This is a genomic window from Haloplanus salinarum, assembly GCF_024498175.1.
Taxonomy (GTDB): domain Archaea; phylum Halobacteriota; class Halobacteria; order Halobacteriales; family Haloferacaceae; genus Haloplanus; species Haloplanus salinarum.
Genome location: NZ_CP101823.1, coordinates 456911 through 476229 on the forward strand (window position 1 = coordinate 456911; position 19319 = coordinate 476229).

Sequence of the window (19319 nt, forward strand, 5' to 3'; positions counted from 1 at the left end):
TCGTCGGCGGTTCGTGGCCGGCTACGTAACGCCCGCGGCGACCGCGACGAACTCCCAGCTATAGACGTGGTTGAGGAGCAGGTACGCGAGGACGCCGAGCGTGAGCGAGAGGATCCACGATCCGGCGGCGATGCGGCCGACGCGGGCGTGAGCCGTGTCGCGGAGTTCGTTCGGCGTGTGTGTCAGGCCGAGGACGATGGCGTAGAGGACGACGGGCACGGAGACGATGGAGAGGAGGATGTGGATCGCGAGCATCGCGAGGTACGCGAAGTAGGGAAGCTGTGGCCCGACGAACTCCTTGGTGCCGCCGCCACCGATCTTCGTCAGGTAGATGACGAGAAACAGGAGGATGAGACCGAACGCCGTCGACATCGCGGCGGCGTGTTTCTTCACCTCGTCGCGGCGGATCCACCGCCACCCGGCGATCAGACAGAGGGTCGCCGCGGTGTTGACGACGGCGATGGCGTCGGAGAGGGCATTTACCTGTGCGAGCGAGAGGTCGGGGAAGACCGATTCGGGGACGACACCCGCGAACGTGCCCACGACGAGGGTGTAGCCCACGACCGACAACACCGCGGTGGCGGCGGCGGGATGTTCCTTCACCGGACCGCTTGCGCTGGCCGTTGCCATGGTCGACGGTCGGACCGGATCGGCTTGCCTCTTCCGTTCCTACCCGATCACGTCGGTCACGGTGACGGCCTCGCGGGCGGCCGCCTCGCTGATGCCGTCGCCGAGGATGGTGTACCGGTCGCGGATGCGGTGGGCGGTCGTCAGCGCCTCGATCACCGTCTCGTCGTCGAAGCCGAGCTCGTCCGCGGTGGTCGGCGCGCCGATGACCGAGAGGGCGTCGCGGATGTCGCGCCACATCCCCCGCTCGCCCTCGTGGAGGTAGGCGACGATGATGGCGCCGACGCCGACCTGGTGGCCGTGGAGCGCGCGGCCGGGCGCGATACGGTCGAGTCGGTGCGAGAAGAGGTGTTCGGCGCCGCTGGCGGGCCGTGACGACCCGGCGATCGACATCGCGACACCCGAGGAGACCAGCGCCTTCATCACCACCCACGCGGACTCCTCGAGGCCCTCCTTGATCGAGCCCGCGTTCTCGACGAGCAACTCGGCGGTCATCCGCGACAGCGCGCCCGCGTACTCGGAGTAGGGCACGTCCTGGAGCCGGTAGGCGAGTTGCCAGTCCTCGACCGCGGTGTAGTTGGAGACGATGTCGGCACAGCCCGCGGTAGTGAGTTCCCAGGGGCCGGCGGCGATCACCTCGGTGTCGGCGACGACGGCGAGCGGCGGGTCCGCCGCGACGCTGTGACGGGTGTCGCCCTCGGGGATGGAGGAGCGCCCGCTGACGATGCCGTCGTGACTGGCCGCGGTGGGGACCGACACGAGTCCCAAGCCGAGGCGGTCGGCGGCCATCTTCGCGGTGTCGATCGGCTTCCCGCCGCCGAGCCCCACGAGGTAGGTCGTCTCGGCCGCCCGCGCCCGCTCGGTGACGCGTTCGACCGCGTCGAACCCCGCCGCCTCGACGGCGACCGTGGCGGGGTCCTCGCCGAGTTGGGCGCGGACGCGGTCGCCGACGAGGCGGTTCGGCGTCGGGCTCGTGACGACCAGCGGCCGGCCGGCGACCGCGAGGTCGTCGACCACGGCCCCGAGGTCGTCGAGGACGCCGTGGCCCACGACGACGTTTCGGGGCAGCTTGATCCACGTCGACTTCTCGAACATGGGCCTCCTACTTCGCGGAACCATTTAGAAGATGAGGTCCGCGCGGTACTTCGATCCCGCTCCGCCGTCGGAAGTTCTCGTCCCATCGAGCCGGGCTCGGACGGGACGGCGCCACCCTGGAACGATCACGGAGCGGGATCAGACGGTGGACTCGGACGGCTCGTCGCCCGGCCACGGAAACAGCAGGTCCGCGGCCAGTGCCCCGACGACCTGTTGGAGGACGTAGTAGACCACGACGACGACCGTCGCGGCCGGCATCCCGAGGACGTCCACGACGAGCAGGCTGACGCCGAGGTTCTTCAGGCTCCCGGAGAAGAACACCGCGGAGCGAACGCCCGGAGCGAGTCCACAGAGGAGACAGAGTCCGACGCTCGCGACGAAGCCGACGAGGAGGAGGGTCGCCGTCGTCACCGACAGGAGCGGCAGGTCCGCCGTCACCCGCCCGGGGTCGACCCCGGCGACGCCGGCGTACACGAGGACGGCGATCGACGCGCGCGCACCGGCATCGAGCTGGGACGCCGAGAGCGCGTCGTCCGGCACGACCACCCGCAGACCCACACCCCCACCGACGATGAACAGGAGGTTCGACACCACCGAACCGGGGGACAACGCCACCGTGGAGCCGACGAGCGCCGACAGCACCGGCGGCGTGACCACGGGCGAGAGCACGATCGACGTAACCGCGACGAGGGCGGCGAGTTCGACGTCGCCGTCCGAGAGTCGCGTCCAGACGATCGAACTGCCCGCCGTGATCGGCACGGCACTGACGACGTACAGTCCGACCCGGTGTTCCGGCGTCGCCAGGACGGGACCGAGGAGGAACGCTCCCGCCGGGAGCACCGCATAGGAGACGGCGAGACCGACCGTGAGGGCACGAAGCGGGACGCCCGACGCGAGGGAACGCGGATCGACGTCACGGAGGGAGATATACACGAGAAAGGCGACGATGGGGAGGGTGAACGAACCGACGCCGGCGAGTTGCGGGAACCACGTTCCCAGCGCCGCCGCGGCGACGACGAGCACGACGTTGCGACCCCGGGCGAGTAGCGTTCGCGGCGTCATCGGGCGTGTGCCGCCCCGGGGTGGGAACTCACCTTCTCCCGCCCGTTCCGCCGGGTGGGTCGCCGACCCCCGTTTTTCCACTCACCGAGACGGTCGCGGGAATCCGAACTGTACCGCACATAGTTAGATGAAATGGGGAATTTCACGATTGCACGTCACATTATTGGGCGAACGCATGGACGTTTGTATATATTTCGACCGTCTCCGACGAAACAAACAGTTAGATTTAGACGTACGACCATAGTTATCGGCTAACGATGGTTGATAGCTCCATTTCGAGGAGAAAAGTACTGCAAACGGTCGGTGGATCGGTCAGCGTCGGTGCCTTGGCGGGCTGTGCGGGTGGCGGCGGTGGCGGTAGCGAGGGCGACGGTGGCGAGATGACGACGACCGCACAGGCGTCCCAGGACCAGGACTCCTACACGTTGAATCTCGCGGAGTCGGCCACCCAGGAGAGCGCCCACTACCGTGGGACCGAGTTGCTCGCGGAGACCATCGAGGAGAACTCGGACGGCCGGATCAGCGTCGACGTCGTCTGTTGTCAGAACGCCGGCGGTCCGCCGGAGATCACGAGTTCCGTCAACTCCGGAACGCTCGATATGGGCGTCTCGGCGGTGAACAACCTCGCGAACCTGACTGACGCGTGGCTGTTCGTCCAACTCCCGTACCTCTGGTCGGACCACGAGAACCTCTACGGCTTCTGGAGCGAGAACTACGGCGACGGCGGACGTGGGGAGGTCGTCGAACGGGTCCACGAGGCCGTCTACGAGGACCTCCCGAACATCGAGATCCTGGACTACTGGGGGAGCAACGGCGGGAGCATGCGTCACATGCACTTCTCGGACGACTCCACGCCGGTCGTCCCGACCGACGGGAGCGGCCAGGGGATCCGGGTGACCGAATCCCCCATCGAAGGCTCGACCGTCGGGAACTGGAACTTCAGTTCGACGCCCGTCGCGTGGTCCGAGACGACGTCGGCGATGCAACAGGGCGTCGTCCAGGGCATCCACATCCACTACTGGTGGCTGTACGCCTCGGGGATGTTCGAGGAGATCAACTACACCGTCGAAACACAGACCCAGGACAGTCCGGCGATCCTGCACATCAACTCCGACTCGTGGGGCCGGCTTCCCAGCGACCTCCAGGAGGTGGTCACGTCGTCGGTCGCGGAGGTCACGCCCCAGCAGATCGAGATGGACCTGGAACAGGGTGCCGAGGCCAAGCGCATGATACAGGAGGAGAACTCGGAGATCGAGATCTACAGCCCGACGGACAGCGAACTCGAGGAGTGGCAGCAGGTCACCGAGCCGACCTACGACGAATGGCTCGGGGAGGACGGCGTTCCCGAGGAGTTCGTCACGAGCGCCCTCGAGTTCCAGGACCACGACGTCCCGGGCGTGGAGCTGTAATCCCCGCCGTCCCCCTCCGAGCCCGAACGACATGATGGCCCCCTCGACTCCCGTGCTCCCCCCATGAGTACGGATACGCGCGTCAAGACCGGACTCCAGCAGAGCCTCGGGCGGATAGAGCCGGGTATCGACCAGGTCGAGCGATGGCTTCGGCTGGTACTCAAGTGGGCGTCGATCTGTGGATTGATCGGTATCGCCGTCGCGATCAACCTCAACGTCGTCGCGCGGTACGCCTTCGGGTTCTCCTTCGGCTGGGCGAACCCGCTGTCGGTGGTCCTCGACCTCTACGTCACGTACGTCGGCGGTGCGGTCGCGTACTACGTCGGCGATCACGTGAGCGTATCGTATCTCTACCGGAAGTTCTCCGATCGGGTCAGGCGCTCGCTCACGATGATCAACAACGGCCTGATCCTCGTCCTCGGCGTCGCGATGCTGTGGTTCGGCTCGCAGCTCGCCTTGAACCAGTCGAGTAGCCAGCACGCGCTGCTCGGCGTCTCGCTGTTCTGGACCCAACTCCCACTCGCGGTCGGCGGGCTGTACGTCTCGGTCGAGTCGACACGGCGGATCGTCGAGGCGGCCGGGGAGGATCTGGAGGCGAACTCGGTGGGTGCGATCGGCACCTTTCTGGCGTTCTCGGCCGTCGCACTGGCGCTGTACGCGGTGGGCCTCCCGTTGCCTCGGAACGCCGTCCTGGAGGTCGGGCTGGTGTTCGTCGCGTTGATCGCCATGATCCTGCTGAACGTGCCGGTCGCCTTCGGGATGGCGCTCAGCACGCTCCTCTTTCTCCTCGTGTTCCCGAACTCGCTCGATATCCTCCAGCCCCTGTTGGTCGTCCAGCAGATGGGCCAGGCCATCGGCGGCTTCTCCATCCTGGCGATTCCGATGTTCATTTACGCCGGTCGCCTGATGACCGCGACCGGGATCACGCGGCGCATCATCGACTTCGCGAACCTCCTCGTCGGCCGACTGCGGGCGGGGCTGTCACACGTCAACGTCGTGACCAGCATGCTCTTTGCCGGCATCTCGGGGTCGGCGGTGGCCGACACGGCGGCCGTCGGGAGCGTGCTCATCCCCGCAATGAAAGAGGAGGGATACGACAGCGGGTACGCCTCCGCGATCACTTGCTCGTCTTCGATCATCGGCCCCATCATTCCCCCGAGCATCATCATGATCGTCTTCGCTATCACCATCCCCGAGGTGGGTGTGAGTGCCCTGTTCATCGCCGGGGTGGTCCCGGGGATTCTCTTCGGTCTCGGGCTGATGGTAGCGACGTACGCCATCGGTTGGCGAACCGACTGGGAGCGCGTCCCCGAGGTCGACAGCGCGGACCGTCCCTCGGCCGGCGAGGCGCTGTCGATCACCCGGGATGCCCTGCTCGCGCTCGTCATGCCGGTCATCATCGTCGGGGGGATCCTCTCGGGGGTGTTCACCCCGACGGAGGCGGGCGCGGTGGCGGTCGGCTACACCCTCCTCGTCGGCGTGTTCGTCTACGACGAGATGGATCTGGAGAGCTTCGTCGAGGCGTCGTACAGCACCGTCACGATGGCGGGGGTGACGCTGTTCATCATCGGCGCTGCCCGACCAATCACGTATCTCATGGCGATCAAGTCCGTGCCCGAGGCCGTCGGGAGCGCCCTGTTCGCCTTGACCCAGCACCCGACGGCGTTGATCCTGCTGATCGTGGGAATCCTCGCCGTCCTGGCGATGTTCATCGAATCGATCGCCAACATCCTCCTCTGGGCGCCGGTGTTCACGCCGCTCGTCGTCCGGGTCGGTGGCGACCCGCTCCATTTCGCCGTCGTGATGATCATGACGCTGGCGATGGGGATGATCACGCCACCGTTGGGGGTGACCCTGTTCGTCGCGGCGCCGATCGCCGACACCGACATCGAGACGATAACCAAGAACCTGGTGTGGTTCTTCCTCGTCGAGGCCGTCGTGTTGCTGTCGGTGATCCTGTTCCCGGAGATCGCCCTCTGGCTCCCCCGGGCGCTGGGGTACGCGTGATCGCACCCCCTGTCGCACCGACCCGTCCCCGCTTCGGGGTCGTCGCCGCCGTGGATCCGTCGTCGGTCGGTACGCTGATACGGCGGCCGTCCGACCGTGGCATATGGACGTGGAACTCACGCGGTCGCGCGTCGGCGGCCGGGCGCGCGCCCCTCCGTCGAAGAGCTACACACACCGGGCGATCCTCGCGGCGGGGTACAGCGACGGTGCCGCCGTCGCCGATCCGCTGGTGAGCGCGGACACGCGCGCGACGATGCGGACCGTCGAGGCGTTCGGCGGCCGCGTCGACCGTGCGACCGGCGACCGCCGCCTCGACGTCGAGGGGTTCGACGGCCGCCCCGGCGTCCCCGAGGACGTGATCGACTGCGCCAACAGCGGGACGACGATGCGGCTCGCGACGGCGTGTGCGGCCCTCGCCGACGGATTGACGGTGCTGACCGGCGACGGCTCGCTCCGCTCGCGGCCCCAGGGACCGCTGCTCGACGCCGTCGAGCAACTGGACGGCCGCGCGGAGAGCACCCGCGACAACGGGCAGGCGCCGCTCGTCGTCGGCGGCGGCGTCGACGGCGGCACGGTGTCGATTCCGGGCGACGTCTCCTCGCAGTACGTCACGGCGCTGTTGATGGCTGGTGCCGTGACCGAGGCGGGGATCACCATCGACCTGGAGACGGAGCTGAAGTCGGCGCCCTACGTCGACATCACGCTCGAAGTGCTGGCGGCCTTCGGGATCGAGGCCACGGAGACGGCCGACGGCTACCGGGTGCCCGGCGGGCAGGCGTACGGCCGGGACGCAGCCTACGCGGTACCCGGCGACTTCTCGTCGATGTCGTACCTGCTGGCCGCGGGGGCGGTCGCCGGCGGCGACGACGGGGTCGTCGTCGAGGGTGCCCGGCCGAGCGCCCAGGGCGACAGCGCCATCGTCGACGTGCTGGAGCGGATGGGTGCGGACGTGACCTGGGACCGGGAGGCCGGCGAGATCACGGTCCGGGAGAGCGACCTCTCGGGGGTCGAGGTGGCGGTGGGCGACACCCCCGACTTGCTACCGACGATCGCCGTCCTCGGGGCCGTCGCGGACGGCGAGACGCGAATCGTCGACTGCGAGCACGTCCGGTACAAGGAGACCGACCGCGTGAGCGCGATGGCGACGGAACTGGAGAAGCTGGGTGCCGCCGTGACCGAGGAACACGACGTGCTGACGGTCCACGGCGGCGACTCGCGACTCCGCGGGGCGACCGTCGCGGGCCACGACGACCACCGGATCGTGATGGCGCTGTCGGTGGCGGGACTGGTCGCCGGGGGCACGACGACCGTCGAGGGTGCCGACCACGTCGACATCTCCTTCCCGGGGTTCTTCGACGTGCTTTATGATCTCGGGGCCGAACTGGAGGAGCATGAACGGTAACCGATTCGGTCGTCTGTTCCAGCTGACGACCTACGGCGAGAGCCACGGCGACGCGATGGGGGTCGTCGTCTCCGGCTGTCCCGCCGGGGTCGAACTCTCCACCGAGGACATCCAGCGCGACCTGGACCGACGCAAGCCCGGGCAGTCGATGATCACGACCAGCCGCGGCGAACCGGACGAGGTGCGCATCCAGAGCGGCCTGCAGGACGGCTACACGACGGGGACGCCGCTGGGGATGGTCATCGAGAACAAGGACGCCCGCTCGGGCAAATACGAGCCGTTCGTCACCGCGCCGCGCCCGAGCCACGGCGATTTCACTTACTCCGCGAAGTTCGGCACGCGCAACTGGGGCGGCGGCGGGCGGTCCTCGGCCCGGGAGACGGTGAACTGGGTCGCCGCCGGCGCCGTCGCCAAGCGGGTGCTCGAGGCCTCGGACCACGACGTGCGGATCAAGGCCCACGTCAGTCAGATCGGCGACGTCGAGGCCCCCGAGGTGACCTTCGAGGAGATGCTGGAACACAGCGAGGAAAACGAGGTGCGGTGTGCCCACCCCGAGACGGCCGAGGAGATGCGCGAGGTGGCCGACCAGCACCAGACGGCCGGCGACTCCATCGGCGGCGCCATCTACTTCGAGTGTCGGGGCGTCCCCCGGGGACTCGGTGCGCCACGGTTCGACGGGGTCCCCGCCCGACTCGCGCAGGCGATGTACTCCATCCCGGCCGTCAACGACTTCGAGTACGGTATCGGTCGCGAGGCGCGGACGACGACGGGGGGCGAGTACAACGAGGACTGGGAGTTCGACGGGAACGGCGACCCGACGCCCGTCGGCAACGACCACGGCGGGGTCCAGGGCGGCATCACCACCGGTCAGCCGATCTACGGCGAGGTGACCTGGCATCCCCCTGTGTCCATCCCGAAATCCCAGCGGACCGTCGACTGGGAGACGCGCGAGGAAAAGGAGATACAGGTCGTGGGCCGGCACGACCCGGTCCTGCCGCCGCGGGCCGTCCCCGTCGTCGAGGCGATGCTCTACTGTACGGTACTGGATTTCATGCTCCTCGGCGGTCGGATCAATCCCGACCGGATCGACGACCGGCCGGGCGAGTACGACACCGACTACCACCCACGGAGCCCCGAAAACGTCGACGACTGAGACGGCGGCTGCGCGCTCGAAGCCGGGACTGGCGGCGGTGGGATTCCTACGTTCGTGGGATTCGAGGCGCGCTCGATTTCACGGTTGATAATACTCCGTGGTCTATATCACCCGCCTGTCCGATCCACGGATAGAGATGGTCGCCGACGTCCCACAGTCGAGCATCCGCGACTTCTTCGCCGATCTGGCGGACGCGTCGGCGTCGCTCGTCACGGTCAACCGAACCCGCCCGGAGCCCGTTCGGGACCTTCTGGCGGACGCCTTCGCCACGCAGTCGGTGGAGCTGTCGGAGCGGACGCTCCCCACGGATGGCGACGACCTACTGGCGCTGCGCAAGGACGGTGAAATCGCCGCGATCTCGTCGCTCGATCGGGTGATGCAGTCGTACCTGCTCGTGAACGCCGACCAGTTCAGGACGAGTACGCGGGCGTTCGACGACGACGTCCCCGCGGTGTTGACGAACCTGGACGAGACGTTGTTCGACCTCCGGGGGTATCCGGCCTCCAACAAGGAGAAACTCCTCCTGGTGTTGATCTCGCGGCATATCGAACGGATGGCCTACGAGGCCGGCGAGGGGACCATCCGGTCGACCTTCCAGCGGCTCTCCCGCCTCGTGGACGAGTTCGGCACCCGGCAGGTGTACGAGCGCCTCTCAGGACGGACGCTCGACGTCCACGTCTACGGCGTGCCCGACGAGTCGCCGACGTGGCTCGACGCGACGATCCACCGCGGCACCAGCGACGAGTACCGCAACTCGTGGTGTGTGGTGTACCGCCCGGCGAACGGGGCGACCGCCGACGGTCCGCGGTCGGCGGCGCTGGTCGCCAACCAGTACGAACCGAACCGCTGGCGGGGGTTCTGGACGTACGATCCGGAGCGCGTCGCGCGGATCGACGACTACCTCGAACGCGCCTTCTGATCGCCGCGAGATCGGCCCGCACGGGTAGTTTCATCGGTTCCGGTTCGCAGGTCGGTCACGGGATGACGATCAACCAACGACTAGGCGGAACTGCTCGATGCGGTCGAGTCCCTGCGGGCGGACGTCGTATCGGCATAGTGTCCACGATCTGATACGACCGCGATCGGATATCGTGACGGGGACGAGCGCATCGCCCGGGCCCCGGGCGGACGATTCCCGACCGAGGATCCGGTCGACGTTCCGAATCGCCCGGTCTTACATCATTTTTGCTTGGTAACGTATAGCAAAGGCTTTAGTCGAGCCGTGGTCAATTCTTTCGGTAGTGGCCCCCTGCGGGCCGTGATGTGAATATGACTGATCACGAACTCATGTGGCGGATCGCTGGTGGGTCGGGCGACGGTATCGCATCGACCAGCCAGAACTTCGCCAAGGCCCTGATGCGAGCGGGGCTCCACGTCTTTACGCATCGACACTATCCGTCGCGGATTCGCGGCGGTCACACGTACACCGAGGTACGAGCCAAGCCCGAGCCGGTACGCTCCCGGGGTGACGGGTTCAATTGCCTGCTCGCGCTGGGTGACTCGTTCGCACGCAACCCCCAGGAGGGCGCCTACTACGGCGACGAGGAGGTGAAGCCGCTCTCGGAGAACCTCGACGAACTCAACGAGGGCGGGGTCATCGTCTACGACACCGGCCTGTTGGACAGCGACGACATCCCCAACTTCGACCAGCGGGTCGAGGAGAACGACTGGCACGTCTACCCGCTCAACCTGCGCGAGATCGCACGGGACCACGGACGGGAGGTCATGCGGAACACCGCCGGCGTCGGGGCGACGGCCGCCCTCCTCGGCATCGACCTCCAGTACTTCGAGGAGCTGATGGCCGAGTCGATGCCCGAGGACATCCTCGAACCCAACACGGAGATCCTCCATTACACCCACGACATGGTGAAAGAGGAGTTCGAGTTCACCCACGACCTCCGGGTCCCCGAGGGCAACCACGACGAGGAACAGGTGTTGCTCTCCGGGAGCGACACCATCGCCTACGGTGCCCTCGACGAGGGCTGTCGGTTCATCGCGGGCTACCCGATGACGCCGTGGACCGAGGTGTTCACCATCATGTCCCAGGCCCTGCCGGAGGTCGGCGGCATCTCCGAACAGGTCGAAGACGAAATCGCGGCCGCCGCGCTCGCGCTCGGGGCCTCCCACGCCGGCGTCAAGGCGATGTCCGGATCCTCCGGCGGCGGCTTCGCGCTGATGTCGGAGCCACTGGGACTGGCGGAGATGTCCGAGACGCCCGTGGTGCTGGTCGAGGCGATGCGTGCCGGCCCCTCGACGGGCCTGCCGACCAAGCCCGAACAGGCCGACCTCGAACACGTGCTCTACACCAGCCAGGGTGACTCGAACCGCGTCGTGCTGGCGCCGGGGACGGTCGCCGAGGCTTACGAGCAGTCGCGGCTTGCCTTCCAGCTCGCCTACGGCTACAACATCCCGGTGATCCTGCTGTACGACCAGAAGCTCGGGGGCGAACTGATGAACGTGCCCGCGAGCCACTTCGACCGCGAGCCGAACCCCGACCTTGGTGCGGTGACCACCGAGGAGGAACTGGAGGAGGCTCCCCACGGTCCCGGCGGGAAGTTCCACCGCTACCGCTACGACGCCGAGGACGGCGTCAGTCCGCGGTCGATCCCCGGGCAGAAGGGCGGTCACTTCCTCGTCACTGGCAACGAACACAACCCGGCCGGCCACATCGACGAGGACCCCACCAACCGGGTCACGCAGGTCGAGCGCCGGATGTCGAAACTCGATGGCGTCCGTGAGTTCCTCGACGACAAGAACACGCAGACGTACATGGGCCCGGAGGGGGCCGACTACGGTCTCATCACCTTCGGGAGCCAGCAGGGCACCGTCCGGGAGGCGGTCGACCGCCTCAACGAGGCCGGCCACTCGGTGAAGGGGATCGGCGTCAGCGACATGATGCCTTACCCCGTCGAGGAGATGACCGAGTTCCTGGAGAGCGTCGACGAGGCGCTGGTCGTCGAGATGAACGCCTCCGGACAGTTCCGGGGGCTGACCCAGAAGGAGCTCGGCCGGTTCGGCGACAAGCTCTCCAGCCTCCTGAAGTACAACGGCGAACCGTTCGAACCCGCCGAGATCGTCGCGGGCTTCGAAGCGAGCATCGAGGGGCAGGACGTCCCCGACCAGCAGACGACCTACGTCCCGGCGGCAGGTGACTAACCCATGAGTGCATTCTCAGCCATCGGTGAGGACCGCGAGATCGACCGCGAAGAGTTCACGCCCACCCTCGAACCACAGGCGACGTGGTGTCCGGGTTGTGGCGACTTCGGCGTCCTGAAGGCGCTGAAACAGGCCATGCCCGAGGTCGGCCGCAACCCCGACGAGGTACTGCTCGTCACCGGGATCGGCTGTTCGGGCAAGCTCAACAGCTACTTCGAGAGCTACGGCTATCACTCGATTCACGGGCGCTCGCTCCCCATCGCGCGGGCGGCGAAACTCGCCAACCCCGAACTCGAAGTGATCGCCGCCGGCGGCGACGGCGACGGCTACGGGATCGGCGGGAACCACTTCATGCACACCGCCCGCGAGAACCACGACATGACCTACATCGTCTTCAACAACGAGATCTTCGGCCTCACGAAGGGGCAGACCTCGCCCACGTCGCCGAAGGGCCACAAGTCGAAGACCCAGCCCCACGGGAGCGCCAAGGATCCGATCCGCCCGCTGTCGCTGGCGCTGACCTCCGGGGCCTCCTACGTCGCGCGGACGGCGGCGGTCAACCCGAACCAGGCCAAGGAGATCCTCGTCGAGGCGATGCAACACGACGGGTTCGCCCACGTCGACTTCCTCACCCAGTGTCCGACCTGGAACAAGGACGCCCGGCAGTACGTCCCCTACATCGACGTCAACGACAACGACGACTACGACTTCGATCCGACGAACAAGGAGGAGGCCGCCGCGATGGCCACCGAGGCCGAGCAGTCGCTCTACGAGGGCGAGGTGCTCACGGGTCGGTTCTACGTCGACGCCGACCGTCCCTCCTACTCCGAGGAGAAGCAGGCCATCGGCGAGATGCCCGAGGAGCCCCTCGCCGAGCGGTACTTCGACGACGACTACGAGTGGGAGCGGACCCACGACCTGCTTCTCGACCGACACAAGTAACGTTCCCTTCGGGGTGAGCAACCCGTTTTCTCCTTCGCAACATATTTTTTCCGTGGACCGAAAGACACGTTCATGGGAACGACAGCTACGGAACGTCGCATCCTCTCCGTACTCGAGGAGGACGCCCAAGCCTCCTACGGGGAGATCGCGGACCGCGCCGGCGTCTCGAAACCGACGGTCCGGAAGTACATCCAACAGATGGAAGACGAAGGGGTCATCGTCGGCTACTCCGCCGAGGTCGATCCCAAGAAACTCTCGGGGCAGTCCATCGCCATCGTCGGTATCGAGGTCGAGAGCGAGCGCTACGTCGAGGTGACGCGGGCGCTGAAGTCGTTGGACGCCGTCGAAGCCCTCTACACCTCTTCCGGGGACCACATGCTGATGGCGGAGGTGCGCGCGCCCGACGGCGACGCCCTCGGCGAGGTCATCAACGACGATATCCTCGACCTCGACGGCATCACGGCCACACACCCGTCTTTCCTGCAGGAACGGTTGAAGTGAGGGCGACGGGCCGGATCCGGCCGAATCGGGCGGAATCTTGAGGGGCCTCGGCGACCGAGCGTGACCATGGCCGGCGGCGGGACGCTCCCGAGCGTGACCGACGACGGCGACGACCGCATCGTCTGCCACGTCGACGTCGACTGCTTCTACGCCTCCTGTGAGCGGCTGCGCGACCCCGACCTGCGGGGCGAACCCGTCGTCGTCGGGATGGGGTACGAGGCGGGCGAGCCCCACGGCGCCGTCGCGACGGCGAGCTACGAGGCCCGCGAGTACGGCGTCGAGAGCGCCCAACCCATCTCGCAGGCGCTCGAACGGCTGCCACGCATGGCGCGCGCCCGCCAGGACCCCGACCTCGACCCGGCCGACGCCGGCCACTACCGCCCGGTCGACCTGGAGTACTACCGCGAGGTGGCCGCGGAGATCAAGGAAATCCTCCGGGAGTGTGCGGACCGGATCCGCGAGGTGAGCGTCGACGAAGCGTACCTCGACGTGACCGAGCGGACGGCCTGGACCGTCGCGGACGGCCGCCCGCTGGCGGAGGGGTACGCCCGGCATATCAAAGACCGGATCGCCCGGGAGGTGGGCGTGCCCGCCAGCGTCGGCGTCGCTCCCAACATGAGCGCCGCGAAGGTGGCGAGCGATCACGACAAGCCCGACGGACTCGTGGTGGTCGAACCCGGCGAGGTGCGTGACTTCTTCGCCCCGCTTCCGGTCTCGGCGGTCCACGGCGTCGGGCCGGTGACGGCCCGGGAGTTGCGGGACCTGGGCGTCGAGACGGCCGGCGACCTCGCGGCGGCCGACCCCGGACGGCTCCGGGCGGCGTTCGGCGAGCGGGGAGCGACGCTCCACGACCGGGCGCGCGGACGCGACGACCGCGAGGTGACGCCGAAGGGGCGGCCCAAGAGCCTCTCGCGGGAGTCGGCGTTCACGGAGGCGACCGACGACCCCGAGCGACAGCGGGAGACGGTCGTCGGGCTGGCGGCCGACGTGGCCGACCGGGCCGCGGGGAAGGACGCGCTCTATCGGACCATCGGGATCAAGGTGGTGACACCCCCCTACGACGTGAACACGCGCGAGCGGTCGCTCCCCGGACCGGTCGCGGACGCCGACCTGGTTCGGGAGGTGGCGCTCGACCTCCTCGGGGAGTTCGTGGGCGAGCCGATCCGCAAACTCGGCGTGCGGGTGTCGAACCTGCAGTTCGCGGCCGCGGAACAGGCGCGTCTCGACGGGTGGGACGGCCCGCCGGGGACGGACGGGGACGAGGCGGGGACCGACACCGGGACCGAGGACGACGCCGACACCGACGCGAACGGCCAGTCGTCGCTCGCCGACTTCGACGCGTAGCGGCCGGCATCGGACGCCCGTCTGACGCGGAACTATGGGGGGCGGGACCCTCTCACACGTCGATGACGGAGACGGAAACCATCACGGTCGCGGACGTGAGCGAGGGTCCCGGCGGCGACGCCGACGCCGACCCCGGGACGCCGGTCTCGCTCCCGGTGGTGGAACTGCTCACCGGTCGTGGGTTCGTCACCGGGAAGTCGGGGTCGGGGAAGTCCAACACCGCGTCGGTGCTGGTCGAGAACCTGCTCGAAAACAACTTCCCGGTCCTCGTGGTCGACACTGACGGGGAGTACTACGGCCTGAAAGAGGAGTTCGAACTCCTGCACGCCGGCGCCGACGACGAGTGTGACATCCAGGTCAGCCCGGAACACGCCGAGAAGATCGCGTCGCTGGCGCTGGAGGGGAACGTCCCCATCATCCTCGACGTCTCGGGCTACCTCGACGAGGGCGAGGCCAAGGAGCTCCTGCTCTCGGTCGCCCGTCACCTGTTCGCCAAGGAGAAGAAGCTGAAAAAGCCCTTCCTGATGCTGATCGAGGAGGTCCACGAGTACATCCCCGAGGGCGGCGGGCTCGACGAGACGGGGAAGATGCTGATCAAGATCGGCAAGCGGGGGCGGAAACACGGCCTCGGCATCGTCGGCATCAGCCAGCGGCCGGCCGACGTGAAGAAGGACTTCATCACGCAGTGCGACTGGCTGGTGTGGCACCGGCTCACGTGGAACAACGACACCAACGTCGTGAGTCGGATCATCGACGCCGAACACGCGAACGCCGTCGAGGACCTCGGGGACGGCGAGGCGTTCCTGATGACCGACTGGAGCGAGTCGGTGCGGCGGGTGCAGTTCCACCGCAAGCGGACCTTCGACGCGGGGGCGACGCCCGGCCTCGACGACTTCGAGCGCCCGGAGCTCAAGTCGATCAGCGACGACCTGGTCGCCGACCTCCGCGAGATCAGCGACGAACAGGAGCGCCGGGAGAGCGAACTCGCCGACCTGCGACAGGAACTGGAGCGGAAAGAGCGGCGCATCGAGGAACTCGAAGCGGACCTAGAGGAGGCCCGCGACCTCTCCCGGATGGCCGACCAGTTCGCGCAGGCGATGCTCCAGAAGGCCGAGGCGCCCTACCGCGGCGGCGACGGGCGGAACCTCGCTCGGTCTCGCGACCTCCCGCCGGATCAGGCCGAACTCCCGGCGTACGAACCCGACGACTCGTCGGACGACGGGACCGAGGAGGCGACCGACGGGGACCGCGAGGCGAGCGACACGGCCGACGCCGAGGGCGGGGCGTACCCCACCATCGAACCGACCGACTGGCCGACGCCCGGCCTCGTTCCGGAGGTCGAGGGCGTGGACGAGGGAGCAACGGCCGACGACGGGAGCGAGGGTGACGCCGACCGCGGGGACGCAACCGCCGGCGCCTCCGCGGCGGCGCAGGCGGACGTGACCATCGGGGCGGCGGGCGACGCCGACGCGACGACGGACACGGGCGAGGGGTCGGGGACCGTCGACGCGACGGACGCCGCCGAGGGAGCGGTGAGGGCCGACGCCGGGGCGGACGCGGCGGCGAGCGGTCCGGAACCCGGCACCCGCGAGGCGGTCGTCGCCACGCTCCGTCGGCGGATCGAGGACCTGCCGTCGCTCTCCCGCGAGATGCTGGCCCACTACCGCGAGGCGGGGCAGGCCGATCCGGTCGACGCCCACGTCGCCGCGGGGGGAACGCCGAAGCAGACCCTCGCGTACGGGCGGAACCGCCCGCTCCGCCGGGCCGGGCTGATCGAACACGTCGAACAGGACACGTACCGCTACGCCCTCCCCGACCGGGTGGCCGAGCGGTTCGACGGCCACCTCGACGGGGCTGCGCTGGCGTCCGTCCAGCGGGCGGTCGAAGAGTCCTTCGTCGACGAGGCGGGGCTCGGCGGCAAGACGGTCGAGCCGCGGGAGGCCGACGCGGACGGCGACGGCCGCCCGGAGCACGACGTCCCGGACGAAGAACGGACGGACGTGGAGATGCTCCCGGACGACGAGACGGTCGAACCGGACGACGGGTTCGTCACCGAAGACGTGGCAATCATCGACGACGCGGACGACGACGACGGGAACGGGCCGAGCGACGACGCGGACGACGGCGGGAACGGGCCGAGCGACGACGCGGACGACGACGACGGGAACGGGCCGAGCGACGACGCGGACGACGGCGGCGACACGGGTCCCACGAGCGCCGCCGAGGAGGACACCGGCGGCGTTGAGATCCTCTAAACTCCGGAAACCAGGTTTTCGAGCGCGGCCGTCGGATCGTCGGCCTTGGCGACACCGCTGGCGAGGAGGACCCCCTCGACGCCGAGGTCGGCGGCCGCGGCCAAGTCGTCGCCGGTCGAGACGCCGGCACCGCAGTACACCGCGACGTCGGGGTCGACGGCGTCGGCGGCGGCGACGGCCCCCTCGACGATGCCGGGGTCGGCGGTGGCCACGGAGACGTCGCCGCCGATGAGCGCCGGGGGTTCGACCGCGACGGCGTCGGGGCCGAGCGCCGCCGCCGCGGCCACCTGTTCGGGGTTGTTGGCACAGACGACGGTCGACAGGCCGGCGCGCTCGGCGGCGTCGAGGGCGCCGTCGACGTCCGCGAGCCGGAGGCGGCGTTCGGAGTGGTTGAGGAGGGTGCCGGTCGCGCCGGCGTCGGCGACCGCCTCGGCGAGCGCGTGGCCGGTGTGGCTCCCGTGGTCGACGGGCGCGACGTGTTGGGCCCACGTCTCGACGCCCGTCGCCGCGACGCGGTCGATATGGGCGGCCTGGGGGGCGACGGCGATGCGGACGCCGTGTGCGTCGGCCACCGTCCGGGCCGCCTCGGCGACGGCGACCGGGTCACAGGGGTACGCCTTCAGGTTGACGAGGACGAACATATCCGGGATGGGGGTGCGGGTGGGGAAAAAACGTGGCTATCCGTCGTCGGCGACCGCCTCGGCGACGGCCTCGACCGTCTCGACGGACACGTCGTACTCCTCGGCGAGCGTCTGGGCGCGGGCGGCCGAGAGCGCCGGTCGGTCGTCCGGGTGGTGGTCGTGGACCGGTTCGGGACGGCCGTCCCGCACCTCCAGGTTCACGGCGTCCCAGCGGGCGTAGTGGCCCATGGCGTCGAAGTAGGCCTTCGTCGCGCGGCGCTCGTCGCGGTCGAACTCCGCGGTCAGGAGCGTCTCCTCGCCGACCGCCGGCCCGGCCTTCACGATGCCGGCGGGGTTGACGAGCATGCTCCCGCCGTTGCCGACGCCGAATCCGATCTCGCCCTCCTCGAACCCCTCGGGGACGTCGTCGCTCATGTAGGCCGAACAGGAGGCGACGAAGGACTGCGTCTCGAAGGCGTACTCCCGGACGGCGGGGTAGATGTCGCAGGTGTCCCGCGCCGCGGCGGAGTCGGCCCGCGTCTTGTCGCCGGGGTGGCCGTGCTGTTCCCAGAAGCCGGGCCAGACGGCCGCGTGGATCTCCTCGCCGTCGGCACACAGCGCCGCCTTCGACAGCGTCATGTGGTTCTCGTAGCAGACGAGGCCGCCGAGCCGGCCCACGTCGGTGTCGTGGGTGGTGAGATGTTCGGGGTCGCCCCGGCCCCAGATGGTCCGCTCGTCGTGGGTGGGCATGAGCTTCCGGTGCCGGCGGACGAGTTCGCCCGACCGATCGAAGAAAAAGAGCGAGTTGTAGAGCGTCTCGCTCCCGCGGCGGTCGTCGACCTCGTTGGTGCCGAGCACGAGGTGGCAGTTCGCGTCGGCGACGGCTTCGCCGATGGTCTCGACGGCGTCGTCGTCGACGTGGAGGCTGTTGGCGCCCAGGTCGACCATCAGGTCGGTCCACCGGGCGATGGAGGTACTACGTCGCCAGTAGGGGTAGCCAGGGAAGTACGTCTCCGGGAAGACGAGGACGTCGACGCCGCGGTCGCCGGCGCGTTCGATCCATCGGCAGGTCTTATCGAGGGTTCCCTCGGCGTCGTGGTACTCCGGTTCGATCTGTGCGGCACCGAGCGTGAACGTCTCGGCCACGTCACGGGGCATGGCCGGGGTGTCGGCCCCGACCACCATAGTCGTCTAGTCCTTTCGCTTGACCACGTCGCCGAGGGTGGTCGTCGTCGAGGAGCCACCGGACCACTCGGCGTCCCCGTCGTCGTTCCCCTCCGACAGCGAGATATCGAGTTCGCGTTCGAGTTCCGTCTGCACCTCGTCGCTCGGGAGCACGTCGCCCCGTTCGAGTTTGCGGATGAGGCTCGCCTTCTCGTTGAGTTCGTTCGCCAACTCCTCCTGACTCAGGCCGCGGTCCTCCCGAGCCGAGCGGATGCGCTCGTCGTAGTCGGTGGCGACCTGGTCCATGTCGTCGAACATGTCGCGACGGCGGGAGGAGCCGCCACCGCCGCCGCCGGTCGAACTCGAACCGTCGGACGACGAGGACGACGAGGACGACGATGACGAGGTGGAGTACTTCGTCGAGGCGGAACTCCCCGAGTCGGTCCGCACCTCGGTTCCGAAGTCCGTACACTCGTCACAGAGGTCCAGTTCCGCCCCTTCGACTTTCGTCGTCGTGAGGGATGAGCTTTCGGCACCGCACATTTCACACTGGGGCATACTCGAACGTTGCGGACGCCCCGG

General features: G+C 68.5%; 16 protein-coding genes. 10 read left to right on the forward strand and 6 right to left on the reverse strand.

Annotation, left to right across the window (positions count from 1 at the left end):
• Nucleotides 1-21 precede the first annotated feature (21 nt).
• The 3 genes from NO364_RS02395 to NO364_RS02405 all read right to left on the reverse strand — a co-directional run bounded on the left by NO364_RS02395 (nt 22) and on the right by NO364_RS02405 (nt 2784).
• Nucleotides 22-630 (reverse strand): DUF420 domain-containing protein, encoded by a 609-nt coding sequence (locus NO364_RS02395; protein WP_157688853.1) that lies wholly within the window; start codon nt 628-630, stop codon nt 22-24.
• A gap of 39 nt (nt 631-669) precedes the next feature.
• A complete protein-coding gene (locus tag NO364_RS02400; RefSeq protein WP_257628440.1) occupies nt 670-1722 on the reverse strand; it encodes an NAD(P)-dependent glycerol-1-phosphate dehydrogenase in 1053 nt (350 codons plus the stop codon).
• Between the two features lie 138 nt (nt 1723-1860).
• A complete protein-coding gene (locus NO364_RS02405; protein ID WP_157688851.1) occupies nt 1861-2784 on the reverse strand; it encodes a bile acid:sodium symporter in 924 nt (307 codons plus the stop codon).
• Nucleotides 2785-3041: 257 nt separating this feature from the next.
• Here NO364_RS02405 and NO364_RS02410 point away from each other — a divergent pair, with 257 nt between their 5' ends.
• From NO364_RS02410 to NO364_RS02455, 10 genes are all read left to right on the forward strand, one after another.
• A complete protein-coding gene (locus NO364_RS02410; RefSeq protein WP_157688850.1) occupies nt 3042-4193 on the forward strand; it encodes a TRAP transporter substrate-binding protein in 1152 nt (383 codons plus the stop codon).
• A gap of 63 nt (nt 4194-4256) precedes the next feature.
• Nucleotides 4257-6200, forward strand: a complete 1944-nt coding sequence (locus NO364_RS02415; RefSeq protein ID WP_157688849.1) for a TRAP transporter large permease — start codon at nt 4257-4259, stop codon at nt 6198-6200.
• A 103-nt stretch (nt 6201-6303) separates the two neighbouring features.
• Complete coding sequence (aroA, locus tag NO364_RS02420) at nt 6304-7602, forward strand: 3-phosphoshikimate 1-carboxyvinyltransferase (RefSeq protein ID WP_157688848.1); 1299 nt, start codon at nt 6304-6306, stop codon at nt 7600-7602.
• Nucleotides 7592-8755, forward strand: coding sequence for a chorismate synthase (gene aroC, locus NO364_RS02425; RefSeq protein ID WP_257628441.1), 1164 nt, complete (start codon nt 7592-7594; stop codon nt 8753-8755). The genes aroA and aroC overlap by 11 nt, the downstream gene beginning before the upstream one ends.
• Before the next feature lie 136 nt (nt 8756-8891).
• Entirely contained in the window at nt 8892-9674 is a 783-nt protein-coding gene (locus NO364_RS02430; protein ID WP_157691087.1) for a DICT sensory domain-containing protein, read from the forward strand.
• Nucleotides 9675-10024: 350 nt separating this feature from the next.
• Nucleotides 10025-11911: a 2-oxoacid:acceptor oxidoreductase subunit alpha gene (locus tag NO364_RS02435; protein ID WP_257628442.1), complete on the forward strand. Its 1887-nt coding sequence runs from the start codon at nt 10025-10027 to the stop codon at nt 11909-11911.
• Between the two features lie 3 nt (nt 11912-11914).
• Nucleotides 11915-12853: a thiamine pyrophosphate-dependent enzyme gene (locus tag NO364_RS02440; RefSeq protein ID WP_157688845.1), complete on the forward strand. Its 939-nt coding sequence runs from the start codon at nt 11915-11917 to the stop codon at nt 12851-12853.
• Nucleotides 12854-12925: 72 nt separating this feature from the next.
• The gene (gene lrpA1, locus NO364_RS02445; protein WP_157688844.1) at nt 12926-13354 is read left to right on the forward strand and encodes an HTH-type transcriptional regulator LrpA1; all 429 of its coding nucleotides are present in this window, start codon (nt 12926-12928) and stop codon (nt 13352-13354) included.
• A 66-nt stretch (nt 13355-13420) separates the two neighbouring features.
• Entirely contained in the window at nt 13421-14698 is a 1278-nt protein-coding gene (gene dinB / locus NO364_RS02450) for a DNA polymerase IV (RefSeq protein ID WP_157691086.1), read from the forward strand.
• Nucleotides 14699-14760: 62 nt separating this feature from the next.
• A complete protein-coding gene (locus NO364_RS02455; RefSeq protein ID WP_257628443.1) occupies nt 14761-16953 on the forward strand; it encodes an ATP-binding protein in 2193 nt (730 codons plus the stop codon).
• On the opposite strand, the gene tpiA is transcribed toward NO364_RS02455, so the two are convergent.
• From tpiA to NO364_RS02470, 3 genes are read right to left on the reverse strand one after another with little or no spacing between them, the layout of a single operon-like run.
• Nucleotides 16950-17594, reverse strand: coding sequence for a triose-phosphate isomerase (gene tpiA / locus NO364_RS02460; protein WP_257628444.1), 645 nt, complete (start codon nt 17592-17594; stop codon nt 16950-16952). The genes NO364_RS02455 and tpiA overlap by 4 nt on opposite strands.
• A 36-nt stretch (nt 17595-17630) precedes the next feature.
• Complete coding sequence (locus NO364_RS02465) at nt 17631-18731, reverse strand: carbon-nitrogen hydrolase family protein (protein WP_157688841.1); 1101 nt, start codon at nt 18729-18731, stop codon at nt 17631-17633.
• A gap of 33 nt (nt 18732-18764) precedes the next feature.
• Nucleotides 18765-19295, reverse strand: a complete 531-nt coding sequence (locus NO364_RS02470) for a multiprotein bridging factor aMBF1 (RefSeq protein WP_157688840.1) — start codon at nt 19293-19295, stop codon at nt 18765-18767.
• Nucleotides 19296-19319: the final 24 nt, after the last annotated feature.